We start from the raw sequence: 23722 nt of genomic DNA, 5'->3' as shown, positions 1-23722 counted from the left end.
TTTTTCATGTCTGTTTCGACCACCAAGGGTCGCCCGTTTGTCGAGGTGAAGTGATGAGCCATCCCCCCATCAAAAAGAAGATGAGCCAGGGTAAACCGCTGTTGTTGCCATTGGCGCTGGTGATCCTGGTGGTCTGGCTCGGCTGGCGCTTCTGGCTCGCCTATCAGCCCGAGCCGGTGCATCTGCAAGGGCAGATTGAAGCGCAGCAGTACTCGGTCTCCTCCAAGGTGCCGGGTCGCATCGACGAGGTGCTGGTTAAAAAGGGCGATCTGCTGACCAAGGATCAGCTGGTCTTTACCCTGGCGAGCCCCGAGATTGAAGCCAAGTTGAGCCAGGCCAAGGCCGGTGAGGCTGCAGCGGGTGCGTTGGCGCAAGAGGCGGAGAAAGGGGCCCGTGCCCAACAGATCGCTGCCGCCAAGGATCAGTGGCAAAAAGCCAAGGCTGCCGCCCAGCTGCGTGGCAAGACCTATGAGCGGGTTGCCAGTCTGCACCGCGACGGCGTAATGCCGCTGCAAAAACGCGACGAGGCCTGGACCGCCTGGCAAGCCGCTCGCTACAGCGAAGGGATGGCGTGGCAGCAGTACCAGATGGCGTTGGAAGGGGCGCGGGAAGAGACCAAGATCGCCGCTCGCGAGAAGGCCAAGATGGCGGCCGGTTCCGTGGCCGAAGTAGAGGCCTATCTGGCCGACACCCGCATCACCAGCCCCCACTCAGGCGAGGTAAGCCAGGTGCTGCTGCGCAGCGGTGAGCTGGCGCCGCAAGGCTTCCCTGTCGTGACCCTGCTCGATATGAGCGATGCCTGGGCCCAGTTCCATGTGCGCGAGGATCTGCTGCCCCGCTTCCCGGTTGGCACCGAGTTCGATGCCCGCATCCCTGGCCTTGGCGATCAGATGGTGCGCTTCAAGGTGACCCATGTGGCCGTGATGGGGGATTTTGCCACCTGGCGTGCCACCGATACCCGTCAAGGCTTCGACATGAAGAGCTTCCAGGTGGAGGCTCGCCCGCTGCAACCGGTTGAGGGGCTACGGGTTGGCATGAGTGTGCTGGTTGAACTCTGATGGGACGTGAATTTCGGCTGCTGTGGCAGGATCCGTTCAGCCGTGCCCTGATGAGCTGGGTACCGCTGCTGCTGATGGGGATCCTCTGCTGGATCTTCTCGGCAGGGTTGGCCCGCGACCTCAAGGTGGGGCTGGTGGATCTCGATCACAGCATGCTCTCGCGCCAGCTCGCCTTTTCGCTGGATGGCTCTGCGGGGCTCAAGGTCGCGCAACAGTTTGACTCCATCGATGCTGGTGCCCACGCCCTGCGCGGTGGCGACATCTATGCGCTGGTGGTGATCCCCAACCATCTGGAGCGTGATGCCCGTCAGGGCACCCAGCCGCAGGTGACGGTGTTCAACAACGGCCAGTTCATCCTCATCGCCAAGCTGGTCAACTCTGCGCTGGCGCAGGTGGTAGGCACTCTTAACGGTCAGGTGGGCGTGCTGGAGGCGATGGCTGACGGCAAGGCGCTACCCGGCGCACTCGGGCAGTCGGTGCCCATCAGCAGTCAGGTCACTGCACTCTATAACATCAACTCCAGCTACGCCCAGTTTCTGCTGAGTGCCATTCTGCCAGCGGTGTGGCAGATCCTGGTGGTGCTGTTCGGCCTCAATGCGCTGGCCCGTACCGATCGGCTGGGGCTGGACTGGACCACTCGCGGGGTCTGGTTTGGCCTGTGGCGTACCTTGCTGCCCCATGTGCTGATTGGCTGGGGCTGGGGGATTGTCTGGACACTGCTGCTGTTCAAGGGCTTCTCCTACCCCATGCACGGTAGCTGGCTGGTATTGCTGGTGGGGCTGGGGCTTGCCTCGGCCGCCTGCGTCACCATGGGGGCCTTTTTCTACGGCATCATCCGGGATCCAGCCCGCGCTCTGTCGCTGGCGGGGGCTTACACTGCGCCAGGTTTTGCCTTTATGGGAGTCACCTTTCCGGTGAGCGCCATGGGGGATTTCGCCCGCTTCTGGCGCAGCCTGTTGCCGGTCTCTCACTATGTGGAGCTGCAGATTGGCCAGAGCAACTATGGTCTGCCCCTCGCATCGGCGCTGCCGCAACTGGGGGCGCTGCTACTGTTCCTGCTCCCCCTGCTGCTGGTGGTACGCCGTTACAAGCAGCAGGCCGAGCTGGCCCGTCAATCAGCCGCAGTGGCGAGCGCCGAAAAGGAGCCTGAGTGATGCTGGGATTTGTCGATCTGTTGCGCCTAGAGCTGCGCACCCTGCTGGCGGATCGCGCCATCATGCTGACCCTGTTTGGCGGGGTGATCTTCTACTCGTTTCTCTATCCCCAGCCCTATCTGCATCAGCTGCCGCGGGAAGAGGCGGTGGTGGTGGTCAACGACGATGGCAGTCAGTTGTCCCGTCAGCTGGAGTTTATGGCCGATGCCACGCCGCAGGTGAAGCTGGTGGCGCGGGCCAATTCGCTGGCCGAGGCGCGCCAGCTGATGATGGCCGGGGAGGCGAGCGGCATCCTGCATATCCCCAGCCACTTCTATCGGGATCTGATGCTGGGCAAGAGCGTCACCCTGAGCTATGCCGGTGATGCCTCCTACTTTCTGGTCTACGGCACCATTGCCGAAGGACTGGCGCAGGCCGGTGGCACTCTCGCCGCGCAGGTGAAGGTGGCGCGGCTGTTGAGCCACGGCGAGGCACTGCCACAAGCAGCCATGGGCTGGAATGCTGTGGCCCTCAACGTGGTACCGGTGTTCAACCCCACCATGGGCTATGTGAATTACGTGGTGCCGGCGGTGTTCGTGCTGATCCTCCATCAGGTGTTGCTGATGGGGGCGGGGATCCTGGGGGCGACCCAGAACCAGCGCAGCTGTCGCGGCGAGCACGGTTACTGGCAAAGCGCGCCGGTGTTGCCGCTGCTGCTGGCCAGAACCCTGGTGCTGGCGGGGTTGTTTCTGTTACCGGTGAGCTACTTCCTCGGCTTCTGCTTCGATCACTACAATATCGCTCGTCATGCAGACCCTGTGCAGCTATGGCTGTTCGCCCTGCCGTTCCTGCTGGCGACCTGCTGGTTCGGTATTGTGCTGGGGGCGATCTTTACCCGGCGCGATCTGCCCACTCAGGTGGTGTTGATCTCCTCCCTGCCGCTGGTCTTTCTGGCGGGCTTTATCTGGCCGCTCGAGCTGATCCCGGCGCCTCTCAACTGGCTGGCTCAGTGGGTGCCCACTATCCCCGGTATCGAGGGTTTTCTGCGCCTCAACCAGATGGGGGCTGCCTTCGCGCAGGTTGCCCGCTACTGGTGGCAGCTATGGGGACTGGCGCTGCTCTACGGCGTGCTGGCTTGCCTGTTGCTGCGTTGGCGGCAGCAGTCACTGCCGGTGGCCAGTCAGCCGGTCGTACAGAGTGAGACGACTGCCGGTTAAGCGGGATAGGGCAAGCGCCCGTGAGATAGCGTGTGCGGTAAAGCGAAAACGGTCAGCCCTTGGGCTGACCGTTTTGGTATGTGGTGGGTATGAGCGATTTTACTGCTGCTTTAGCCGCGCTGGAGCGTGGGATCCCCGATGGCGTAGATCTGCCCCACTGCCGTCTCATCCGCCAGCAGGCGCAGCCCTTGGGCGGCCACATCGGCGCGGCGTACCAGTCCGTGTACCTCCTTGCCCTGACTCAGCTCGGCGCGGCCGGTGGCGTCGCCATCCTGAAGGCCCGCCGGGCGCAGAATGGTCCATGCGAGGGCGCTGGTTTGCAGCCAGCTCTCCGCCAGACTCTTGAGACGCACTTCATGACCGAAGGCGGCGCGGGCCCGCTGCGGCAAATATTGCCAGCTGTCGCCACAGCCGAGGGAGGTGACCAGCAGCAGCCGTTTCAGGCCAGCCTGCTCCATGACATCGATTACATGGCGGTTGCCCTGATAGTCCACTGGCACTGTTTGGCGAAAGCTGCCGAGGGTAGAGACGACCTGTGCATCTTGTCCCGCTCGGGCACATGCCTGCTGCACCGCAGCCGGATCCAGCGCATCCCCTTCGATCACCTCAACTCCCAGCGCACTCAGTTCCATGGCCATCTCGGGGCTGCGCACCAGCGCAACGACCCGGTGACCCTGGCTCAGGGCGTGGTGAGTAAAGGCGCGGCCCAGCCCGCGGCTGGCTCCGAAAATCAGTGTGGTTGGCATAAATGAGATCCCTTGGCAAAAGGGGCTAGCCTAGTGACTTGTTCGCTTGCTGTAAATGAGAGTTGTTTCTATTTGTGAGTTGGCAGTAAGGAGAGAGTGCGAGCCGCCAGCGACTCGCACTCTTTGAGAGGGGATCAACCGTTGTAGTTGCCGATGCTGGGGCGACGGCTGGGGCCGCTCAGGTGGATATCCACCGGATTGAATGCCTTGATCGCCTCATAGCTGAAATCACCGATCGCCTGATGCAAGGTCTGGGGCGTGTGGTTGGTGATGATGATGACGCTTTTTGACAGGTTGCGACGACGGCGCAACAGGTGGCCGAGGAAGCTGGACTGACTCTCCGCCATCTTGGCGCGGTTGGCCGATACCTCATCGATGATCAGCAGATCCACCTCTTCCAGCGCGCGGCGGTACTGGTTGCGCTCGTCCTGATCGGGGATCACGTTGAAGAAGAGGCGATCGACGATGGATGCCCACTGCTGGAAGATCACCGATTTCTGGTGACGGGCGATCAGCTCGTGCGCTACCGCACCCGCCAAGGTTGACTTGCCGGTGCCGTAGTCGCCGTAGATCAGCATGCAGCCGCCACCGCTCTTCTCCCAGTGCTCGAAACCGCTGATAAAGTAACGGGCGGTTTCGATGGGGTATTGCAGCGCCGGGTCACCGGCATCCATCTTGTCGAATACCCAGTCAGGGTTGAGGTCGGCCTGGGCGATCAGCTTCTGGATCCGCTCCTGACGAGCCGCCTTCTGCAGCTCGCGCACCTCGGCATTGGCCTTGGCGTCGTACTCCTTGCGCAGGGTCTCGTAGTCATACTGGCCGCCGCCGGTCTCTTGCTGCAGGCGACGAATGCGCTCCAGCAGGCCACCCACATGGCGGCTCAATTCCGGGTCGTGAATGCGGTGATCCTGCTTGGCCTTGGCGATCTTCTGGCGCTTGGCTTCGATCTCTTCCAGCTCCTGGCGCAGGGGATCTTGCGGGTCAGTCATTGAATGCTCCTTCTGCTCGATCAGGGATGGGTAGACAAGGGGTTGATTTTGCCTGCAGGCGGGGGCCGCTATCAATCATTATCCGGCTCCTGCTGCGGTGCGGGTTCTTGCGTCTGCTGTTGTGCCAGTCTCTTGGCCTCTTCAATCATCTGTTGGGCCCGTTTGCTGGGGCCTGACTCTGCCGGAGCCGGCGTCACCTGCTGGTAGCCTTGCACCTCCATCGGTTTGCGACGAGTGTAGCGGCGGGTCTTGAGGGCGCGAATAAACTTGAGCATCCATTGATGCTGGGAGTCGAACACCTCGGGGCGCCCCAGCCAGTAGGCGATAAACTCCCCCAGATCCTCTTCGCTATAGCTGGCATCGATCACCCCGCACAGACGGGCGAGGGCGGGCAGCTCCTCGTCCGGGCGCCACTGCAGATGCATCTGGAAGGGGCGTTCCGGCAGCGGGCTGCGCAATTTCTGGGTCAGCAGTGGCAACTGGAACGGGCACTGATGGTAGTGCTCACTCTCGGGCTGAGCCTCGACCTGCAGCAGGCCCGCCTCCATCAGTTCATCGAACAGCTCGGTGAGCTGGCGGGCATTGACCTGAAACGAGAAGCCGCAGGGATCACCCGGATCGGCCACCGCCAGCGCCCGACCCAGCTCGGGATAGTTGAGCCTGGCCGCCTGATTTTCCAGCACCAGTCGGCGCAGCTGCAGGGTATAGAGACTGCGAGCCGGATGGGACAATCTGGGGTGGGCAAGGGCGCTGTATTCGGCTGGGGTCATGGTCTTCTTCACGAGCTGGAGTGGGGGGCATTATCCCTTATGGCGCCCACTTGCACAATTCGGATGGCGGTCGCAGTCACGGGGCCACCCGAGTGAATAAAGCTGCGCGGGCAGATGGGGTTCTCTTGATGCCTTCGTATGATCGAGGTCTACTTTTGACGCAGGGTTTCCGCGCTGACCGCACTTTTGAGCTAGTCTTAATACCTAAATAACCAATTGACTAATAAGAGCTTTATCAAGATGTCAAAAGCCGGGCTACGGATCCTGGTGGTGGAGGACGAGGCCGTTTTTCGCCACTCGTTAGTGAGTTACCTCGCACGGGACGGGGCAACGGTGTTTCAGGCCGAAGATGGTATTGAGGGGCTATCGGCGGCGGCTCTCTATCATCCCGATGTGGTGCTCTGCGATCTCAATATGCCCAATATGGATGGCCACGAGGTGATCGCCTGCCTCTCTGCGCGCTATCCCCATATTCCGGTTATCGTCATTTCGGCCCAGAGCACCATGGAGGCGGTCGCCAGCGCCTTGCGTGCCGGTGCGCGGGACTATCTGCTCAAACCCCTCGAGGATTACGCGCTGGTCGAGCGTAGTATCGAGCAGTGTCTCAACGGCAGCGGCAACCGGGCGCAGCAACTGGAGCTGATGGATCACATCGACTATTTCAGTGCCCATGACAAGGCGGCCAGCCGCCTGCTGGCTGGGCTCAAGCCGCCGGGCTTGCAGGAGTGGGGCCCCTGGCAGGTCACGTTCAAGGGGCTGGGGCAGTTGTTTATTCCAGATACCTTCAAGGTGGAAGACAAGCTGCTGGTGCTGGTGATGGAGCTGCCGATCATGGGTACGGATGCGGCATTTTGTGGTGCGCTGGTGCGATCCTTGATGAACGTCCCCTATCGCCAGTTTCAGCAGAACGAGAGCCGGTTGCTGAGCCAGCCGCACCGGTTGCTCGACTACCTCAACCATCAGTTGATGGCATCCGGGCTTCGCCACTCTTTTGCCATGGCGGCGCTGCTGTTTGATCAGCATGATGGGCTGGTGTTTGCCAACGCCGGGCTCACCTCTCCCCACTGGTTGATGCGCTCCGGTGGCTTGCCCCTTGGTCTGATGCGCAGTAGCCACTATGCCCTGCACAAGCGCAGCTGGCATGAACCGTTTGCCCTGCAGTTTCGCAGTGACAGCGGCGGCTCGCTGGATGTGCAGGTTCGTCATCACTGATGCCGCCTGATAAACAGGCCAAAACAAACAGGGCGCCGATGGGCGCCCTGTTTGTTGTTTACAATCCTGACCGTTTAGACGGCGGCGGAGTGCAGTTTTTTCTCTTGAGCTTGCGGCTCTTTGGCCGGGCCTTCGGCACCGTGCATCCAGTAAACCAGGCGGTTGGCCATGGTCAGCAGGATCAGGGCGCTCAGTACCGCCGCCAGGGCGATGCCACCGAAGATGGCGATCGGACCGGCTTCACCCACGAAGGAGCCGATAAAGCCCGCAGCGTAGTTGGCCAAGGCAACGAAGCCAAACCAGGCGCCCATCATCAGGGAAGCCAGACGCAGCGGAGCCAGTTTGGTCACCATGGAGAGGCCGATAGGGGAGAGGCAGAGCTCGCCCAGGGTGTGGAACAGGTAAGCACCTACCAGCCAGAACATGGAAGTCTTGACGGTCTGGTCACCACCTTGCTGCAGCACGGCACCGACCATGAACAGGAAGCCGATAGCCAGGAACAGCAGACCCATGGCGAATTTCACCGGAGAGTTCGGCTCTTTCTTGCCGAGCTTGATCCAGATGGCCGCAACGACCGGTGCCAGGGTGATAATGAAGAAGGGGTTCAGGGACTGGAACCAGGCGGTCGGCACTTCGAAGCTGCCGATCATGCGGTCAGTGTACTCCTGGGTATAGAGGTTCATGAGACCACCGGCCTGCTCGAAACCGGCCCAGAAGATGATGGTGAACAGACCCAGTACCAGAATAACTTTGATACGATCCACTTCCTGCTTGGTCAGCGGTGCTTTCTGCTCGGTAGTACGCAGGGCGGCTGCGCGCTGGGCGGCAGTGACGCGACCGATGTCACCCAGGAAACGCTGGGCCATGGTGGCCTGGATCACCAGAGAGAGCAGCATACCGATACCGGCGCCGACGAAGGCGGCTTGCCAGCCGTAGGCGGTGGCAGCAGCACCACAGATCACACCTGCCAGCAGGGAACCCAGGTTGATACCCATGTAGAAGATGGTGAAAGCACCATCACGGCGGTGATCGCCCTCTTCATAGAGGTCACCCACCATGGTGGATATGTTCGGTTTGAACAGGCCGTTACCCACGATCAGCAGCGCGAGGCCCGCGTAGAACATGGTGTTGACCATATCCGGGAACATGGCGTGGGGCAGTGCCAGAGTGAACTGACCTGCGGCCATCAGCACGGCACCGATCAGGATGGCGCGACGTTGACCCAGGAAGGTGTCTGCCAGCCAGCCGCCGATCAGCGGAGTGATATAAACCAGGCCGGTATAGATACCGTAGAGTTTGAGGGCATCTGCCTGACTCCAGCCCAGACCGCCGTTGGCAGTCAGGTCGGTCAGATAGAGCACCAGTACGGCACGCATGCCGTAATAGGAGAATCTCTCCCACAGTTCGGTACTAAAGAGCAAAAAAAGCCCTTTAGGGTGACCTAAAAAGGTCCCTTTTGACGGGTTATTCATTGGAACTTCCACCTGTGTCTTATATTTTTTTGAGTTTTTTATGCAAGGGCGAGAAACATGCCTCAATCCTTATAGAGCATGTGTGAATAAATTACAACATTATGATTTGCTGAGAGTTTATTTACTCTTGATTGATTTTTTGTTGCAAAAATGAAAAGAGGCATCATTTGATGCCCCTTAAATACGTCTATAAAAAACAGATTTATCAGCGATTACAACTGCTTGACGAACTGCTTCAGCCAGCCGATGAATTCACCGTTCAGCTCGTGATGGCGCACACCATATTCCACATTGGCTTTCATGTAGCCCAGCTTGCTGCCGCAATCGTGGCTCTTGCCCTTCATGAAGTAGGCGTTGACCTGCTCCTGCTCCATCAGCATGGCGATGGCGTCAGTCAGCTGGATCTCGTCACCGGCACCGGCCGGGGTCTTCTCCAGCAGCGGCCAGATATTGGAGGAGAGGACGTAACGACCCACCACCGCCAGATTGGAGGGGGCTTCGTCACGGGGCGGCTTCTCGACAATCGCCTGCATCGGCAGGGACATCCCCTCGCTCAGGGCCTCGCCCTTGATGTCGGCGATGCCGTACTTGTCCACTTCGCTCTCCGGAACCGCTTCCACCATGATCTGGCTGATCTGGTTCTCTTCGAACATGTGCACCATTTCGGCCAGGTTGTCTTTTTTCGGGTCGCTGGCCACTTCATCAATCAGTACATCCGGCAGCAGCACGGCAAACGGGTTGTCACCGATCAGCGGGCGTGCGCAGAGCACCGCGTGGCCCAGACCTTTGGCCTCACCCTGGCGGACGTGCATGATGGTGACGTCTTTCGGGCAGATCTGTTGCACCTCTTCCAGCAGCTGACGCTTGACTCGCTTCTCGAGGGTCGCTTCCAGTTCGAAACTCTTGTCGAAGTGGTTTTCGATGGAGTTCTTGCTCGAGTGGGTGACCAGCACGATCTCCTTGATACCGGCGGCGATGGCTTCGCGCACTACGTACTGGATCAGCGGTTTGTCGACCACCGGCAACATCTCTTTCGGGATGGCCTTAGTGGCTGGCAGCATACGGGTACCCAGACCGGCTACCGGGAGCACGGCCTTACGAACAACAAGAGGAGTCTTTTTCATGGAAAACTATCCAGCGGGATTAAAGTGCGGCAATCATACCCCAAGAAAAATGGGGCAGCCACAGGCTGCCCCATTTGCAACTGATCCATTCGACTTTATTTGACTATTATCATGTCCCTGTTGGCTTCCAGCGTGGCCGGGCCAATGCCATTGACATCCGCCAGCTGATCGACCGAGGTGAACTTTCCCTGTTTTTCCCGATAGTCGACGATGGCTTGTGCCTTCTTGTCACCAATCCCTTTCAGGCTGGTGAGTTCGGCAAGGGTGGCGGTATTGATATTCAGCTTGCCGGACTCCTTGGCAACCGCGGTCGTGGTTGTTTGCTTGGGCGCTGCCTTATCTACGGCCAGCACAGGTTGGCTGAACAGGGGCAAGCAGGCCAGCAGCATGACAGCAGAGAGCTTCTTCATCAGCATTTCCATTCCTCCATGATGTGGATATTGCCGAGTGGCACATTGATGAATAGCGTATCGAACGGGTCTTTTTCACTGTTATTTCTAACAGGTCAAATCCTCATGCCGATGGCGAAATATTTGCTATAAGCGCTTCACTATGAATGCCCTCATAAATCCAACCGTATGATCTTGAATCTATTTTAGATACATCTTTAAGGTGGCGGGCACGCTTTCCCGCAGCGCTACGCTCGAGACATTTCTGGCACATCACATGGCATTATTCTGTGCAACACTGCGCTGATGGCATGTTTCACTGGTCTTCAAAAGAGAACCAATAAAAAAGGCTGCTCACCTGGGGTGAGCAGCCTTTGTGATCGGTTTTTTCAGACAGGCACTGATTAGGCTTGTTCGTCAGCCTGTGCAGCCTGGATACCGGTCAGGGCGATGGTGTAGACGATGTCGTCAACCAGGGCGCCACGGGAGAGGTCGTTGACCGGCTTGCGCATGCCTTGCAGCATGGGGCCGATGGAGACCAGGTCAGCGGAACGCTGCACCGCTTTGTAAGTGGTGTTACCTGTGTTCAGGTCAGGGAAGACGAACACGGTGGCTTTACCGGCAACCGGTGAGTTCGGTGCCTTGGACTTGGCCACGTTCTCCATGATGGCCGCGTCGTACTGCAGCGGGCCGTCGATGATGAGGTCGGGGCGCTTGGCCTTGGCCAGCTCGGTCGCTTCACGCACTTTCTCTACATCGGCACCGGCGCCAGAGGTACCGGTGGAGTAGGAGATCATGGCTACGCGCGGCTCGATGCCGAAAGCGGCAGCGGAGTCGGCGGACTGGATGGCGATCTCGGCCAGCTGCTCGGCAGTCGGATCCGGGTTGATCGCGCAGTCACCGTAGACCAGCACCTGGTCAGGCAGCAGCATGAAGAAGATGGAGGAGATCAGGGAAGAGCCCGGAGCGGTCTTGATGATCTGCATCGGCGGACGGATGGTGTTGGCAGTGGTGTGCACCGCGCCGGATACCAGGCCGTCAACTTCATTGCGCTCCAGCATCATGGTACCCAGTACCACGTTGTCTTCCAGCTGCTCGCGGGCAACCACTTCGGTCATGCCCTTGTTCTTGCGCAGCTCGACCAGACGCGGCACATAGCGCTCGCGCACAACGGCCGGATCGATGATTTCGACGCGATCGGTCAGAACAACACCCTGCTGCTCCGCAACGCGACGGATCTCTTCCGGGTTACCCAGCAGCACCGGACGGGCAATGCCACGCTCGGCACAGATGGCGGCAGCCTTGATGGTGCGCGGCTCGTCACCTTCCGGCAGCACGACACGTTTGTTGGCCTGACGGGCCAGCTCGGTCAGCTGATAACGGAATGCCGGCGGGCTCAGACGACGGGAACGGGTAGAGCTGACAGTCAGTGACTCGATCCAGTGCTTGTCGATGTGGCCAGCGACGTAGTCCTGTACCAGCTCGATACGCTCGCGGTCATCTTCCGGAATATCGACGTTGAAGTTCTGCAGGCTGACGGCGGTCTGCCAGGTGTTGGTACCGGTCATCATGATCGGCAGGCCAGTGGCCATGGCCTGTTGGCACAGTGCCATGACCTGCGGCTCCGGATGATAGTTACCGGTCAGCAGCAGGGCGCCCAGCTTGACGCCGTTCATGGCGGAGAGGCAGGCGGAGACGATGACGTCAGAGCGGTCGCCAGAGGTGACCAGCAGGCTGCCCGGACGGAAGTGCTCGACCATGTTGTGGATGGAGCGGGCGCAGAAGGTTACGGTCTGCAGGCGACGGCTGTCCAGCTCACCCTTGTGCAGGATCTTGGCGGCCAGATGCTTGGCGAGATCCTTGGCGCGCGGGGCGATCAGCTGGGTGTTCCAGGGGATGCAACCCAGGATGCGCAGCGGGCTCTTGCCGAATACTTGCAGCACTTCCAGGTTGTGGGCGGCGTCGGAAGCGTGGTGATGGGCTTCGAACATCTCGGTCAGGTCAGGGCGGGTTACGCCATGCTCGTCAACCGGCGCGCCAACCTTGTTGATCACGCAACCAACGATGCGGGGGTTGTTGACACCACCGAAGTTGGAGCAGGCCAGCTCGATGCGCTCTTTCAGTTTCTGGCTGGAGTCATGGCCCGGGTGGGTCACGAATACCATGTCGGCATCCAGCGCCTTGGCGACGTCGTAGTTCAGCTTGTTGGCAAAGGGCTGCTTGTCGGTCGGCACCATACCTTCGACAACCAGCACTTCGGCACCACTGGATTTCACGTGCTCTTCGAAGCGGGCAACGATCTCTTCCAGCAGGATATCGGTGTTGCTGGAGCTGATCATGTTCTCGGCGTAGGAGAGGGTGAAGGGCTCGGGCGGATTGATGTTGGCAGCAGCGCGGATAACGGCGGTTGAGCGCTCGGCACCGGTTTCACCCGGACGCGGCTGGGCAACCGGTTTGAAGAAGCTGACATTGACACCGTGACGCTCCATGGCGCGAACAACGCCCAGACTCACGGAAGTTACGCCGACACCAGTGCCGACCGGGATAAGCATAATAGTGCGTGCCACTTTATACCCCTTGTTCATTTTTTGGGATCAGGAAAAGGCCGCCCTGTGGGCGGCCTCGAGTTACTGCGTCAATTAAGCGCCGACCAGTTCCAGCGCGTCGTGGGCGATAACCCACTCTTCGTTGGTCGGGATAACCAGGGCCTTGGTAGAACCAGCCTTGGTGATCTCGCCACCCTTGCCGAAACGAGCCTTCAGGTTGGCGTCGTGATCGACGTCAAAGCCCAGCAGACCCAGCTTGTTCAGGGTGATTTCACGGATTGGGGCGGAGTTTTCACCGATACCACCGGTGAAAACAACGGCGTCCAGACGACCGTCCATGGCGGCAGCGTAGGCGCCGATGTACTTGGCCAGGCGATAGCAGTAAACGTCCATAGCACGCTTGGCTTCTTCTTTGCTGTCGTAGTTGTCTTCAACAAAACGGCAGTCGGAGGTGACTTCGGTCAGACCCTGCAGGCCGGACTCTTTGGTCAGCATAGTGTTGATATCGGCCACGCTCATGCCCAGCTTGTCGTGCAGGAAGAAGATGATGGCCGGATCCAGATCACCGGAACGGGTACCCATCACCAGACCTTCCAACGGAGTCAGGCCCATGGAGGTATCAACAGATTTGCCGTTCTTGATGGCGCAGACGGAACCGCCGTTGCCCAGGTGGCAGTTGATGATGTTCAGCTCTTCAACCGGCTTGTTCAGCTGCTTGGCAGCCTCCAGGCTGATGTAGTAGTGGCTGGTGCCGTGAGCGCCGTAGCGACGGATGCCGTTCTCTTTGTAGAGCTTGTACGGCAGGGCGTACAGGAAGGCTTCTTCCGGCATGGTCTGGTGGAACGCGGTATCGAATACGGCCACGTTCTTGTCAGCCAGCGCCGGGAATACGCGGCGAGCTTCACGGATACCGATCAGGTGAGCCGGGTTGTGCAGCGGTGCGTACGGAACGGCGGCTTCGATGCCGGCGATCACGTCTTCGCAGATGACAACGGAAGAGGTGAAGCGCTCGCCACCGTGAACAACACGGTGACCGATGGCGATCAGGTTCTTGGACAGTTCCGGATTGAGCGGCAGGATCTTGTTGACGATGAAGTCCAGCGCTTCCTGGTGAGCGGCACCCGCGCCCAGATCGGCACTGCCTTTCTCGCCATTCAGTTTCCACTTGATGCGGGCATCGTCGAGGTTGAAGCACTCGGCCAGGCCGGACAGCAGGTCATCACCGGTGGTTGCGTCAATGACGGCAAACTTCAGGGAAGAGCTGCCACAGTTAAGAACAAGAACCAGCTTACTCATGAATAAATCCTATCGCAGATTGGGTTGTGTAGGCGGATGCGTTGGACGCGGTGCGGCCAAAAACTTTCAACTTATCCTTATGAGGGTTGGCAATCTGTTGCTTGCCCCTTGTATAGTGATACAAGACCCGAAATCCAGACGTCCCTGACAGGTCAATAGCAAGAAGCTTTTGACGCAAAAATGGGCGTACAAAGGATAACCCGATTGTTGAAAAATAACAAAGTCATCCTCAACCTTTGTTACTTTGCATCAAATTTTGTCGAGGTTTTGCCGTTGGTACGTTCAAAAAGCGCTCGGAGGTAGTATGAGCATGAACATTTTTGGAACTAAGTTACAGCAAGGCCGCCATTATATGACGCTTTGGCCGCGCCGTCCCGAGCTCAATTCGATGTTTCCTGAAAATCGGGTGATCAAGGCGACCGAGTTCGCCCTCAAGGTGATCCCCGCGCTGGCGGTGCTGAGCGTGATGCTGCAGTTCCAGTTTGGCGAGCTGCACTACTGGCCCTCCGTCATCACTTCCGTGCTGTTTCTGCTCAGTTTGCCGCTGCAGGGCTACTACTGGCTTGGCCAGCGTGCCGACACCCGTTTGCCCCCGTCGCTGGCGAGCTGGTATCGGGAGATCAACGGCAAGATGAACGAGCAGGGTGGCCGTCGTCAGCTGGTGTCTCAGCCGCGCTATGAAGAGCTGGCCGATACCCTCAAGGCCGCCTTCCAGCAGCTCGATAAATCCTTTCTCTACGAATAACCCGTTTCAGATGCAAAAAGGCGCCAGTGGCGCCTTTTTTGTTGCGGTTGGTGTGCGGATCAGGCCGCCAGTACCTTGCGGATCTCCTGGATGGAGAGCTTGTACTGACGAGGGCACTGACGCCATACAGTCAGCATCCGCTGGTATTTGTCGCGCATGGCGATGTCGCTGGAGAGCTCGTCGCACGGGCACTTGAGCTCGGGGAAACGCTTGTCCACCTCCAGCAGGAAGCAGACGTAGTCGGCCAGCTCACGCTCCTGGCTGCGGCTGTAGCCGTTGAACTCCAGCCGGCTGGCGTTGATCTCGCCCTGATCGGCCGCATCCAGATTGCCCCATGAGATGGCCAGTGCGTGGTGCAGCTCCAGGGTGTCGATTACCTCCTGGCAGGTCGCCAGATCCAGATGGCCGAAGCTCTTCTCCAGCTCGAGGATCTGCAGGCAGTAGCCGCGCTCGATGATGGTGCTGGCGCGCTGGTAGACGTCCGCTTTCTCCGGATTGAGTTTCGCCAGAATTTCGTACTGGTTGCTCAGGATCAAACGCTCAGTGTTGCTCATGTTCATGGGATATCTCGCTGGAAGATGATTCTGGGGCCACGTTAACCCATATATAAAATGAATTTTTTGATCTGGGCGGGGGAGTTGGTGAGAAAAATCCGCTGGCAAGGGACGGCTGAGCAGACAAAATAGGCCTGCATGGCAGGCCTTTCAATAACGCAGGGGAGGATTACCCCTTGAGGAAATCCAGTACCACCTGATGGTGATCGCTGGTTTTGAACTTGTCGAAGTGGTGGGCAATCTTGCCCTCTTCGTCGATCAGGAAGCTCTGACGGTGAATGCCGTCATACTCCTTGCCCATGAACTTCTTCGGGCCCCAGACGCCAAAGGCATCGGCGACAGCGTGGTCTTCATCAGCCAGCAGGGTGAAGTTGAGCTGGTCCCGCTCTTCGAACTTTTTCAGCCGTTTGGCCGGATCCGGGCTGATACCGAGCACTACCACATTGAGGGCGGCCAGCTCGGCGTTCACGTCACGCAGGCTGCAGGCCTGGGTGGTGCAGCCGGGGGTCATCGCTTTGGGGTAGAAATAGACCAGCACCTTCTTGCCGCGCAGGCCAGCGAGGCTGACCTGATTGCCATTCTGGTCGGGCAGGGAGAAATCGGGGGCGGGGCTGCCAGCTTGTAGTGGTTGCATGGGGTCTCCTCGGGTAAAACGCCCTCAGGCGTGTTTGCGATTGACGATAAACTCGAACGATTCGGCACCCAGTTGACGACAGAATTCGGCGAAGGCGGTTTGCGAACCTTCCACTTCACCCTCTCTGGCCAGATTGAGCTGAAAACTGATCTTCAGCAGGTTGAACGGCTGCTGCTCCAGGGTCATGGATTGCATCGCCTGAATGTTCCAGCCATGTTCGCTGAAGAACTGGGTGCACTGGCTTACGATGCCGGGCTCGTCGCGGATCAACAGGTCGGCACTGGCACGGACGTCATACTGCAGGGACTGATGGCGTTCGGTGCGTTTCATCATGGTGATGAGATCCCACTCCTGGCTACGCAGGGGCAGGCTGATTTCGAGTTGCATCATGCTGTTCCAGTCGCCCGAGAGCAGCATGATAAAGGTAAATTCATTGCCGAAGATGCCAAGGCGGCTGTCCACAATGTTGCAACCACAACCACTGACGTGGCGGGTCACTTCATTGACGATGCCAGGCCTGTCCGTGCCGATGGCCGTTACGACCAGGTAGTGAGTCATAAATCTTCTCTCGTCCGTTATTTCGTTGCGAAAGCCGCGCTGGCAAGCCAACCCTCCGGCCCTGATGACCACTCCCTGAGGGACGCTGCCGACTTTCGTTCATTACTTTTTGTCCCGGATGGTATCACGGCTTGCCCCCTCTCTCCCTTGTTTTTCAAAGGGGTCAGCTTTACCATTACGCCCCTGAAAATCGGGAGAAAAGTCCATGTTACGCGGTAGTATTGTTGCGCTCGTTACCCCCATGCTGGCTTCAGGTGAAGTCGATTGGGCCAGTCTGGCCAAACTGGTCGACTATCATGTCAGCGCCGGGACCTGCGCCATTGTTGCGGTGGGTACCACAGGGGAGTCGGTGACCCTGAGCGAGCAGGAGCATATCGCCGTCGTTGAAAAGACCGTTGAGTGTGCCGCCGGACGCATTCCCGTCATCGCCGGTTGCGGCTCCAACAATACTGCCCATGCCATTGAATTGGCAAAGCGACTGGCCAAAACCGGCGTGGTGGCGGGCCTCTCGGTGACTCCTTACTACAACAAGCCCACTCAGGAAGGTCTCTATCGCCACTATTGTGCGATCGCCGAGGCTAGTGGTCTGCCCCAAATTCTTTATAATGTGCCCGGTCGCACCTGTTGCGATCTCAAACCGGAGACCGTGGCCCGTCTGGCCAAGGTTCCCGGCATTATCGGTTTGAAAGAGGCAACCGGCGATTTGAGCCGCACCCCGCTGCTGCGCGAGCTGTGCGGGCCGGAGTTTGCTCTCTACAGTGGCGACGATGCCACTGGTTGTGATTTTATGCTGCAAGGTGGCGATGGCGTGATTTCGGTCACCACCAATATTGCAGCGGCCCAGATGGCCGACATGTGTCGTGCTGCGCTGGCCGGTGATGCCGGGCAGGCGCATGACATCAACAATCTCTTGATGCCGTTGCACAAGACTCTGTTCTGCGAACCGAGCCCCACCCCGGTGAAATGGGCCTGTGCCCAACTGGGGTTGATTGCAACAGCCACCTTGCGCCTGCCGCTTGTCGACCTCACCCCCGAGGGCGAACAGCTGATGGCGCGAGCACTGACCACAGCGGAGTTGATGGCGAGTGTTTAAATCTAATGGAAAGGGAAATAGAGCCCGTCTGGTGCTGAGCGTTGCGACTGTGGCCGTCTTGGCCGGTTGCAGCACCCCCCAGGATCGCAAAATGGCCAACCGCGACTTCGGTTATGAAGATGCCCGCCTCGAGGGCCGCGCGTTCTTGATCCCCGCAGGATTGAGCGCCCCCACCTTCAACAGCCAGTACGATATTCCGCCGCTTCCCGAGAGCAGCCGTGAAGGTGCCCTCGGCGCCCAGGTCGATGTGCGCCCGCCCGCCCAGCTGCTGACCGTGGTACCGGGCAGTCAGGTGGTGCAGAGTGCAACCGAACCGACCGTTGCCTTCTATGCCCTGAGCACCAGCCAGAGCGTGGAGCGCGATACCTGGTCGTTCCTGATGAACTTCCTGGCCAAATACAAGGTCACCACCGAGAAGCTGGATCAGCAGGATGGCGTATTGCAGACCGGCTGGTTTGACAACACAGTCGCCCTCGATGGCTGGGGTGAAGATGACGAAGACTTCAAAATCCGTCAGCGTTACCAGTTCACCGTGCGCAACGATGCCCAGCGCCACGCCGTCAACATGTCGGTCCGGGTACTGGATCACGAAGAGACCATCGACGGCGAGACCAGCAACAAGCTGACCCCAGCCGATGCCCAGCGCTATGCCGCGCGAGTGCTGAACCAGTTCTCGCTCTATTACGACAGCCAGCTGAAAGCCCGCGAGCAGCACAAGTCCAACGATGGCATGGGTCTGCAACTGGGTCTGGATAACAACGAACTGAGCGCCTGGATTGCCGAAGGCTCCTTTGATCAGGTGTGGCGTCGCCTCAACCAGGTACTGCCCGCTTACGGTTTCACCATCAAGGATACCCAGCAGTCATTGGGCTGGATCGACGTCGAGTACGAAGAGCCGGGTGCCGAGTTCTGGAAGGCGAAAGGGAGCGAGCCGTTCAAACTGGAGGAGGAGAAATACCGCTTCCAGCTTGGCGAAATGGCGGGAGGCAAGACCTCCATCACCCTGTTCGACAAGGACAAGAAGCCGGTATCGTCCGGGGTTATCTCCCAGATGTATATCAGCCTGTCCGAGGCGTTCGCCAAGGGGCTGGCCGATCAGGCAGCAGCAAAAGCAGAATAAATACAGGGGCCTTGTGCCCCTGTTTTGTTATCAAAATCCCCCTGAAAACGCGGGGATTCCGAGCGGTTTTCGATGATGCGAGCCCCCTTGCCAGCCCGTTGCAAACAGAGCGCGCAGGTGAGGGACTCGCGATGTTTACCCCCCACAAACAGGAAGTGTTATTAGCCATGAGTCTTGCAGATCAAGTATTGGCGGTGAATGACGATTTGCCGATCCGTACCGATAAACCTGTCCATTCCGGCAAAGTGCGCAGCGTCTACTGGTTGACCCCCGAAGACAGTGCCCGGCTCATAAAAGAGAAAGGCTATGATGTGCCGGCCGATGCGCCCCTCGCCCTCATGGTGATCAGCGATCGCATCTCGGCCTTCGATTGCATCTGGCAAGGTGTGGATGGCCTGAACGGCGTGCCGGGCAAGGGCGCGGCGCTCAATGCTATCTCCAGCCACTGGTTCAAGCTGTTCAAGGAGAAGGGACTGGCCGACAGCCACATTCTGGATATTCCGCACCCCTTCGTCTGGATCGTGCAAAAAGCCCGTCCGGTGATGATCGAGGCGATTGCCCGCCAGTACATCACCGGCTCCATGTGGCGTGCCTACAAGGATGGCGAGCGCGAGTTCTGCGGCATCACCCTGCCGGAAGGGCTGAAAAAGGATCAGAAACTGCCGGAGATCCTCATCACTCCCTCCACCAAGGGCGTACTGAAAGGGCTGGATGGCGTGCCGGAAGCCGATGACGTCAACGTCTCCCGTGCCGATATCGAGCGCCATTATAAGGGCTTTAACTTCAGCAAACCGGCCGACATCGACCGCTACGAAGTGCTGCTCAAAGAGGGCTTCAACGTCATTAGCGACGCACTGGCCGGGCTGGATCAGGTCTTCGTCGATACCAAGTTCGAGTTTGGCTATGTCCACGATGCCGCTGGCAACGAAAAGCTGATCTACATGGATGAAGTGGGCACCCCCGACAGCTCCCGTATCTGGGATGGCGCGGCCCTGCGCGACGGTCAGATTGTCGAGAAGTCCAAAGAGGGTTTCCGTCAGTGGCTGCTCAACCACTTCCCGGATCCGGACATTCTGCTCAACAAGAACCGCATGCCGGAACGTTTCGCCTTGGCCCGCGACAACAAGCTGCCGACCGAAGTGATGATGGATATCTCCAACACCTACGTCGGGATCGCCGAGAAGATCATCGGCCACAAGCTGGCGCGTTCTGCCAATCCCAAGCAGGAGATCATCGAGGTGCTGCGCGATCAGTACGGTCTGATCGACTAAGGGTTGCTCTCTTTTTGTTGCCTAGAAACAAACGTTTGCTGGTGGCGAAAGATAGAAGCAAATAAACAGACGGGCCCCATTTCGGGGCCCGTTTTTATTGCTGGTCTGGCGGTTAGCGGGCGGCGATCAGCCGTTGACCCTGAACACCTGACCGGTCTGGATGCCCAGCACCGACTTCTTGTAAGCGTGCGCTACCTTGGCGGCAGGCACCGGCACGAAGCCCGGGAAGAAGTCGGCGTATTTGTCCATTGACTCCTCCAGCACAGTGGGGCTCACCACGTTGATGCGAAGGCCCCTTGGCAGCTCGCAGGCGGCCGCTTTCACAAAGTGATCGATGGCGCCGTTGACTGTGCTGGCGCTCACGCCCCAGTTGATCGGCTCCTCGCTCAGAATACCGCTGATCAAAGTGATGGAACCCTTGTCAGTCAGATAGGGAATGGCGGCTCGGGTCAGGTTGATCTGGCCCATCAGCTTGCTCTCCAGTCCCACCTGCCACTGCTCGTCGGTCATCTCGGTCAGGCCGTTAAAGGCCACGCTGCCGCTGGCCACCACCAGCGCATCAAACTGGCCTACTTGGGCAAACAGCGCCTTGATGGAGGCGGGATCGCGCATGTCGACCGTGGCATCGCCACGACTGTGGCCGACCCGGATCACCTGATGATCTTTGGCAAGCAGTTCACTGACCGCGGAGCCGACGGTGCCGGAGGCACCCACAATCACAATTTTCATCTGCATCACTCCTGGTTGGGATGTATCGATTCTAGCGCAACAGAAAATGCGAAAAAGCGCGTAAAATAAACCCATTGTTTCCATATTGGAGCTAATGATGGATATCGCCCATCTGGCCAGCTTTTACGAAGTGGTGCTGCGCGGCAGTTTCTCGGCTGCTGCCGATACGCTGGGGGTCAGCAAGGGGATGCTGAGCCGCCATGTCAGCGCGCTGGAGACCTCCCTCAATGCACAACTGTTGCAGCGCACCACCCGCCGCCTCAGTCTGACCGAGGCGGGCAAGACCCTCTATCAGCAGGCGGGGGAGATCTTCGCGCTGGCGCGGCAAGCGGAGCAAGATATTCAGGCGCTGACCGAAGAGGATTGTGGCCGCCTGCGTTTTACCTGCCCGGTCAGCACCGGCGATCGGATGGTGAGCGAGCTGCTGACCAGCTTTGCCGCGCTCTGCCCGGGAGTGGAGGTGGAGCTCAACTTCACCAACCAGATGGTCGACATGAGCCAGGGAGAGAACGACATCGCCCTGCGCGCCATGAGCGAAGTGCCGGACAATCTGGTGGCCCTGCCGCTGGGGCGGCTCAAGGATGTGGTGGTGGCGAGCCCCGGACTGGTGGCGCGGGAGGGGCGTCCTGCCACCCCCTATGAGCTGAGCGGGCGCAGCTGCCTGTTGCAGGGGCACAATCCGGCCTGGGAGCAGTGGCACTTTATCCGTGAGGGGGAGGAGGCCCACATTCTGGTGCAGGGCAAGGTGCGGGCCAACCATTACAGTACCGTGTTGCAACTGGCGCGTGCCGGTATGGGCTATGCCAAGTGTCCGCTGATGCTGGTGGAGTCGCAGCTGATGGCAGGAGAGCTGGTGACCGTGCTCGATGAGTGGCAGAGCGGCCTGCATCAGCTTCATGTGCTGCATGCCCAGCAGCGGCGGGTGCCACGCAAGATCCGGCTGTTCAAGCAGGTGCTGGCCCAGTGGTTTGCCGAGCGACCCCACTACCTGCTCTGAGTGGCGTTATTTTTCTGTCATCTTCGGCTGCTACCCTGCGCCCATCATCGGCATCAGGAAGATCAGCGGGAATGAAGAGTAATAGAGGGTTGACCGGTTTTGTGCTGCTCTGTGCAGTGTTGGGAGCCAGCAGTGTACAGGCCATGGTGGACGTGAAGGTGCCGGAGAATTTCCGCATCCTCGCAGTGAGCAACGGCACCTTGCAGGATGAGCAGCATGCCACCCTGGCGGATGGCGAGCAGCAACTGCTGGTGCGCTTCGAGGGGGTGATCCCCAGTCGCAGCAGCAGCGAGAATGATCGGCAGGTACGCTCCGAGCCGCAGGTGGTGCGCTATCAGGGCAGCAATCAGCATTTGCAGCTGACGGCCAGCGTACCGGGAGACGAGCGGGGGATGCAGGCTTATGCCAAGGCTCCTGTGGTGGCGTTGCAGGAGAATGGCCGCGCGCTTGCCATCCAGCAGGACGCGCTGGTGACCAGCGGCATGCTGCTTGGGGTGGATTGGAACGGCAAACTGGCTGAATACAACCGCAGCGGCGGCAAGGCGGCGCTGACAGCGGAAGTGGTTGCGGCTCCGTCAGTCAATGCAGTTTCTGGCGGCTCTCAACCTGTTGTGGCTGCCAACGAGCTGGAAGGGCAGTTGCAGCAGTTGTTCCTCCAGGCAGACCCAGCCCTGCGCAAGCGCTTTATCGGTTGGGCCGTGCCACAGCTTTAAGTTTTCTGCCCGTTGCAGTAACGTGGACACTCCTTTTTTCAGGCGCTCTGTTCATCGTACTCAACGAGGTTTTCATGTTTGAATTGCATTCACGCCTGCAGGCAGATACTAGGTGGCTCGGGGAGCTGCCCCTCTGCCGTGTCTTGCTGGCCAAAGACAGCCAGTATCCCTGGCTTATCCTGGTACCGCGAGTAGCCAACCTGCGGGAAATTCACCATCTGGCTCCGGAGCAGCAGCAACAGCTGATGCAGGAGTCCTGCGCCGTCGCCGCCCTGATGGAGCAGGCCCTCAGCCCGGACAAGATCAACATAGGTGCGCTGGGCAATCTGGTGCCGCAACTCCATCTTCACCATGTCGCCCGCTTTGCAACGGATCGTGCCTGGCCCGGCCCCATCTGGGGGGCTCATCCGGTCGTGCCTTATGAGCCACAAGTTTTGGCGCAGCAGGCCGATATATGGCGTGCCCGGCTCGCCAAGCTGAGCGGTTTCACCCCTGTGGCTGCTGATAACGGAGTCAACTGAGAGGCGTGTCGCTATTTCAGTCTCCGGGCCGCGCCATCTGTTAGAGTTATGGTATAGATAAGCCCATTTTCGATGTTCAGGAAGGTCCCATGATAGTGACAAGATCCGATGACGATGCCGTATTGACCACAGAGGATGTGCTGCTCAGCCTGTGCAACTCGGTGACGGACGTTTTGAGTGCCGCGACCATGAGTCAGGTGCGGTTTTCCGGCATGGTGCAGCGGATCAGCAAGACCTGCCTCAAGCCGGATATCGGTTGTTTCGTGCTGTTCGATGGCGGTTTTTCCGGTCTGGTGGTGATCAACTTCTCCGCCGCCGCCGCCATGGAGCTGTACGAGAGTTACATGCTGAGCATGGGACTCTCCAAGGAGGATCTCGCCATCTCCCACACCTCTGACGAGGTGAGCAACGTGATGGGCGAGCTGATGAACCAGATCGTCGGCAGCTTCACCGTCAAGGTGGGTCGGGATCTGCAGACCCACATCACCCAGAACCAGCCGAAGATGCTGGCCCTCAACAAGCAGGTGATGCTGAGCGTCGATACCAATCTCGACAGCCCGGAGTCCCGCCGCGTCACCTTCTTCACCGCCCGCAACAACATATTCTATCTGGAGCTGGCGATGGACAAAACCGAGTTCATCCGCATCCACAATGAGGGGATGGAGCACGAGGAGCTGGATCCCGATGCGCTGATCGCCCAGGCCAAGCAGGATGCCGCCAAGCCGGCTCAGGCTGCGGCCCCGGTTGCCAACGATCACGACGATCTACTCGACTCCCTGGGTATTTGAGTCAATCGCCGGATAGCAACAAGGCCACCTTCGGGTGGCCTTGTTGT

24 protein-coding genes are annotated in these 23722 nt (G+C 59.2%); 12 read left to right on the top strand and 12 right to left on the bottom strand.

Annotated elements, in window-relative coordinates; translation table 11 throughout:
• Positions 1–53: 53 nt before the first annotated feature.
• Genes NOM06_RS12275 through NOM06_RS12265 form a run of 3 tightly spaced genes read left to right on the top strand, consistent with a single transcriptional unit; the run spans position 54 to position 3408 of the window.
• Positions 54–1058, top strand: coding sequence for an HlyD family secretion protein (locus NOM06_RS12275; RefSeq protein ID WP_255911768.1), 1005 nt, complete (start codon positions 54–56; stop codon positions 1056–1058).
• Complete coding sequence (locus NOM06_RS12270; protein ID WP_255911765.1) at positions 1058–2212, top strand: ABC transporter permease; 1155 nt, start codon at positions 1058–1060, stop codon at positions 2210–2212. The genes NOM06_RS12275 and NOM06_RS12270 overlap by 1 nt, the downstream gene beginning before the upstream one ends.
• The gene (locus NOM06_RS12265) at positions 2212–3408 is read left to right on the top strand and encodes an ABC transporter permease (protein ID WP_255911763.1); all 1197 of its coding nucleotides are present in this window, start codon (positions 2212–2214) and stop codon (positions 3406–3408) included. Before NOM06_RS12270 ends, NOM06_RS12265 begins: the two co-directional genes overlap by 1 nt.
• 110 nt (positions 3409–3518) lie before the next feature.
• On the opposite strand, the gene NOM06_RS12260 is transcribed toward NOM06_RS12265, so the two are convergent.
• The 3 genes from NOM06_RS12260 to NOM06_RS12250 all read right to left on the bottom strand — a co-directional run bounded on the left by NOM06_RS12260 (position 3519) and on the right by NOM06_RS12250 (position 5913).
• Positions 3519–4154: an NAD(P)-dependent oxidoreductase gene (locus NOM06_RS12260; protein ID WP_255911760.1), complete on the bottom strand. Its 636-nt coding sequence runs from the start codon at positions 4152–4154 to the stop codon at positions 3519–3521.
• 134 nt (positions 4155–4288) lie between these two features.
• Complete coding sequence (locus tag NOM06_RS12255) at positions 4289–5143, bottom strand: DnaA ATPase domain-containing protein (RefSeq protein WP_005341142.1); 855 nt, start codon at positions 5141–5143, stop codon at positions 4289–4291.
• Positions 5144–5214: 71 nt separating this feature from the next.
• The gene (locus NOM06_RS12250) at positions 5215–5913 is read right to left on the bottom strand and encodes a DnaT-like ssDNA-binding domain-containing protein (RefSeq protein WP_255911758.1); all 699 of its coding nucleotides are present in this window, start codon (positions 5911–5913) and stop codon (positions 5215–5217) included.
• A gap of 240 nt (positions 5914–6153) precedes the next feature.
• On the opposite strand from NOM06_RS12250, the gene NOM06_RS12245 reads away from it, so the two are divergent.
• Positions 6154–7125 (top strand): response regulator, encoded by a 972-nt coding sequence (locus tag NOM06_RS12245; protein WP_144713690.1) that lies wholly within the window; start codon positions 6154–6156, stop codon positions 7123–7125.
• Between the two features lie 74 nt (positions 7126–7199).
• Here NOM06_RS12245 and NOM06_RS12240 read toward each other — a convergent pair whose 3' ends face one another.
• From NOM06_RS12240 to NOM06_RS12220, 5 genes are all read right to left on the bottom strand, one after another.
• Positions 7200–8597 (bottom strand): peptide MFS transporter, encoded by a 1398-nt coding sequence (locus tag NOM06_RS12240; protein WP_255911757.1) that lies wholly within the window; start codon positions 8595–8597, stop codon positions 7200–7202.
• A gap of 212 nt (positions 8598–8809) precedes the next feature.
• Positions 8810–9721, bottom strand: coding sequence for a UTP--glucose-1-phosphate uridylyltransferase GalU (gene galU, locus NOM06_RS12235; RefSeq protein WP_111900684.1), 912 nt, complete (start codon positions 9719–9721; stop codon positions 8810–8812).
• 95 nt (positions 9722–9816) lie between these two features.
• Positions 9817–10137: a ComEA family DNA-binding protein gene (locus NOM06_RS12230; RefSeq protein ID WP_111900685.1), complete on the bottom strand. Its 321-nt coding sequence runs from the start codon at positions 10135–10137 to the stop codon at positions 9817–9819.
• Positions 10138–10514: 377 nt separating this feature from the next.
• Positions 10515–12695 carry a phosphate acetyltransferase gene (gene pta, locus NOM06_RS12225; protein WP_005339119.1) on the bottom strand — a complete coding sequence of 727 codons (2181 nt, stop codon included), beginning with the start codon at positions 12693–12695 and terminating at the stop codon, positions 10515–10517.
• Between the two features lie 54 nt (positions 12696–12749).
• Complete coding sequence (locus NOM06_RS12220; RefSeq protein WP_005349210.1) at positions 12750–13952, bottom strand: acetate kinase; 1203 nt, start codon at positions 13950–13952, stop codon at positions 12750–12752.
• Positions 13953–14256: 304 nt separating this feature from the next.
• Here NOM06_RS12220 and yfbV point away from each other — a divergent pair, with 304 nt between their 5' ends.
• Positions 14257–14697 carry a terminus macrodomain insulation protein YfbV gene (gene yfbV / locus NOM06_RS12215; protein ID WP_005339116.1) on the top strand — a complete coding sequence of 147 codons (441 nt, stop codon included), beginning with the start codon at positions 14257–14259 and terminating at the stop codon, positions 14695–14697.
• Positions 14698–14756: 59 nt separating this feature from the next.
• Here yfbV and NOM06_RS12210 read toward each other — a convergent pair whose 3' ends face one another.
• From NOM06_RS12210 to NOM06_RS12200, 3 genes are all read right to left on the bottom strand, one after another.
• Entirely contained in the window at positions 14757–15257 is a 501-nt protein-coding gene (locus NOM06_RS12210; protein WP_019446223.1) for a YfbU family protein, read from the bottom strand.
• A gap of 163 nt (positions 15258–15420) precedes the next feature.
• Complete coding sequence (gene bcp / locus NOM06_RS12205; RefSeq protein WP_005358255.1) at positions 15421–15885, bottom strand: thioredoxin-dependent thiol peroxidase; 465 nt, start codon at positions 15883–15885, stop codon at positions 15421–15423.
• Positions 15886–15909: 24 nt separating this feature from the next.
• On the bottom strand, positions 15910–16443 hold the full coding sequence (locus NOM06_RS12200; RefSeq protein WP_005349229.1) for a glycine cleavage system protein R: 534 nt from the start codon (positions 16441–16443) through the stop codon (positions 15910–15912).
• A gap of 205 nt (positions 16444–16648) precedes the next feature.
• Here NOM06_RS12200 and dapA point away from each other — a divergent pair, with 205 nt between their 5' ends.
• The 3 genes from dapA to NOM06_RS12185 all read left to right on the top strand — a co-directional run bounded on the left by dapA (position 16649) and on the right by NOM06_RS12185 (position 19927).
• Positions 16649–17536 carry a 4-hydroxy-tetrahydrodipicolinate synthase gene (gene dapA, locus NOM06_RS12195; RefSeq protein WP_255911756.1) on the top strand — a complete coding sequence of 296 codons (888 nt, stop codon included), beginning with the start codon at positions 16649–16651 and terminating at the stop codon, positions 17534–17536.
• On the top strand, positions 17529–18656 hold the full coding sequence (gene bamC / locus NOM06_RS12190) for an outer membrane protein assembly factor BamC (protein WP_005349235.1): 1128 nt from the start codon (positions 17529–17531) through the stop codon (positions 18654–18656). Before dapA ends, bamC begins: the two co-directional genes overlap by 8 nt.
• A gap of 167 nt (positions 18657–18823) precedes the next feature.
• On the top strand, positions 18824–19927 hold the full coding sequence (locus NOM06_RS12185) for a phosphoribosylaminoimidazolesuccinocarboxamide synthase (RefSeq protein WP_234928384.1): 1104 nt from the start codon (positions 18824–18826) through the stop codon (positions 19925–19927).
• Between the two features lie 126 nt (positions 19928–20053).
• Here the strand turns inward: NOM06_RS12185 and NOM06_RS12180 are convergent, their stop codons facing one another.
• On the bottom strand, positions 20054–20656 hold the full coding sequence (locus NOM06_RS12180; protein WP_019446220.1) for a short chain dehydrogenase: 603 nt from the start codon (positions 20654–20656) through the stop codon (positions 20054–20056).
• Between the two features lie 97 nt (positions 20657–20753).
• On the opposite strand from NOM06_RS12180, the gene NOM06_RS12175 reads away from it, so the two are divergent.
• The 4 genes from NOM06_RS12175 (at position 20754) to NOM06_RS12160 (ending at position 23675) form a co-directional block, all read left to right on the top strand.
• A complete protein-coding gene (locus tag NOM06_RS12175; protein WP_019446219.1) occupies positions 20754–21653 on the top strand; it encodes a LysR family transcriptional regulator in 900 nt (299 codons plus the stop codon).
• Between the two features lie 71 nt (positions 21654–21724).
• Entirely contained in the window at positions 21725–22366 is a 642-nt protein-coding gene (locus NOM06_RS12170; protein ID WP_255911755.1) for a DUF2057 domain-containing protein, read from the top strand.
• 74 nt (positions 22367–22440) lie between these two features.
• On the top strand, positions 22441–22887 hold the full coding sequence (locus NOM06_RS12165) for an HIT domain-containing protein (RefSeq protein WP_019446217.1): 447 nt from the start codon (positions 22441–22443) through the stop codon (positions 22885–22887).
• Positions 22888–22976: 89 nt separating this feature from the next.
• Positions 22977–23675 (top strand): DUF3334 family protein, encoded by a 699-nt coding sequence (locus NOM06_RS12160; protein WP_005339098.1) that lies wholly within the window; start codon positions 22977–22979, stop codon positions 23673–23675.
• Positions 23676–23722 lie beyond the last annotated feature (47 nt).

Origin of the sequence: Aeromonas sp. JL9, from assembly GCF_024436075.1 — a bacterium.
Classification (GTDB): Bacteria; Pseudomonadota; Gammaproteobacteria; order Enterobacterales; family Aeromonadaceae; genus Aeromonas; species Aeromonas veronii.
The sequence above is the reverse complement of the archived record's forward strand: the minus strand, read 5'-3'. Positions and strand labels throughout refer to the sequence as shown.

Bases quoted from the DNA above. Each gene is read 5' to 3' on its own strand.
- NOM06_RS12275 (WP_255911768.1), top strand. From the start codon at position 54: ATGAGCCATCCCCCCATCAAAAAGAAGATGAGCCAGGGTAAACCGCTG.
- NOM06_RS12270 (WP_255911765.1), top strand. From the start codon at position 1,058: ATGGGACGTGAATTTCGGCTGCTGTGGCAGGATCCGTTCAGCCGTGCC.
- NOM06_RS12265 (WP_255911763.1), top strand. From the start codon at position 2,212: ATGCTGGGATTTGTCGATCTGTTGCGCCTAGAGCTGCGCACCCTGCTG.
- NOM06_RS12260 (WP_255911760.1), bottom strand. From the start codon at position 4,154: ATGCCAACCACACTGATTTTCGGAGCCAGCCGCGGGCTGGGCCGCGCC.
- NOM06_RS12255 (WP_005341142.1), bottom strand. From the start codon at position 5,143: ATGACTGACCCGCAAGATCCCCTGCGCCAGGAGCTGGAAGAGATCGAA.
- NOM06_RS12250 (WP_255911758.1), bottom strand. From the start codon at position 5,913: ATGACCCCAGCCGAATACAGCGCCCTTGCCCACCCCAGATTGTCCCAT.
- NOM06_RS12245 (WP_144713690.1), top strand. From the start codon at position 6,154: ATGTCAAAAGCCGGGCTACGGATCCTGGTGGTGGAGGACGAGGCCGTT.
- NOM06_RS12240 (WP_255911757.1), bottom strand. From the start codon at position 8,597: ATGAATAACCCGTCAAAAGGGACCTTTTTAGGTCACCCTAAAGGGCTT.
- galU (WP_111900684.1), bottom strand. From the start codon at position 9,721: ATGAAAAAGACTCCTCTTGTTGTTCGTAAGGCCGTGCTCCCGGTAGCC.
- NOM06_RS12230 (WP_111900685.1), bottom strand. From the start codon at position 10,137: ATGCTGATGAAGAAGCTCTCTGCTGTCATGCTGCTGGCCTGCTTGCCC.
- pta (WP_005339119.1), bottom strand. From the start codon at position 12,695: ATGAACAAGGGGTATAAAGTGGCACGCACTATTATGCTTATCCCGGTC.
- NOM06_RS12220 (WP_005349210.1), bottom strand. From the start codon at position 13,952: ATGAGTAAGCTGGTTCTTGTTCTTAACTGTGGCAGCTCTTCCCTGAAG.
- yfbV (WP_005339116.1), top strand. From the start codon at position 14,257: ATGAGCATGAACATTTTTGGAACTAAGTTACAGCAAGGCCGCCATTAT.
- NOM06_RS12210 (WP_019446223.1), bottom strand. From the start codon at position 15,257: ATGAACATGAGCAACACTGAGCGTTTGATCCTGAGCAACCAGTACGAA.
- bcp (WP_005358255.1), bottom strand. From the start codon at position 15,885: ATGCAACCACTACAAGCTGGCAGCCCCGCCCCCGATTTCTCCCTGCCC.
- NOM06_RS12200 (WP_005349229.1), bottom strand. From the start codon at position 16,443: ATGACTCACTACCTGGTCGTAACGGCCATCGGCACGGACAGGCCTGGC.
- dapA (WP_255911756.1), top strand. From the start codon at position 16,649: ATGTTACGCGGTAGTATTGTTGCGCTCGTTACCCCCATGCTGGCTTCA.
- NOM06_RS12185 (WP_234928384.1), top strand. From the start codon at position 18,824: ATGAGTCTTGCAGATCAAGTATTGGCGGTGAATGACGATTTGCCGATC.
- NOM06_RS12180 (WP_019446220.1), bottom strand. From the start codon at position 20,656: ATGAAAATTGTGATTGTGGGTGCCTCCGGCACCGTCGGCTCCGCGGTC.
- NOM06_RS12175 (WP_019446219.1), top strand. From the start codon at position 20,754: ATGGATATCGCCCATCTGGCCAGCTTTTACGAAGTGGTGCTGCGCGGC.
- NOM06_RS12170 (WP_255911755.1), top strand. From the start codon at position 21,725: ATGAAGAGTAATAGAGGGTTGACCGGTTTTGTGCTGCTCTGTGCAGTG.
- NOM06_RS12165 (WP_019446217.1), top strand. From the start codon at position 22,441: ATGTTTGAATTGCATTCACGCCTGCAGGCAGATACTAGGTGGCTCGGG.
- NOM06_RS12160 (WP_005339098.1), top strand. From the start codon at position 22,977: ATGATAGTGACAAGATCCGATGACGATGCCGTATTGACCACAGAGGAT.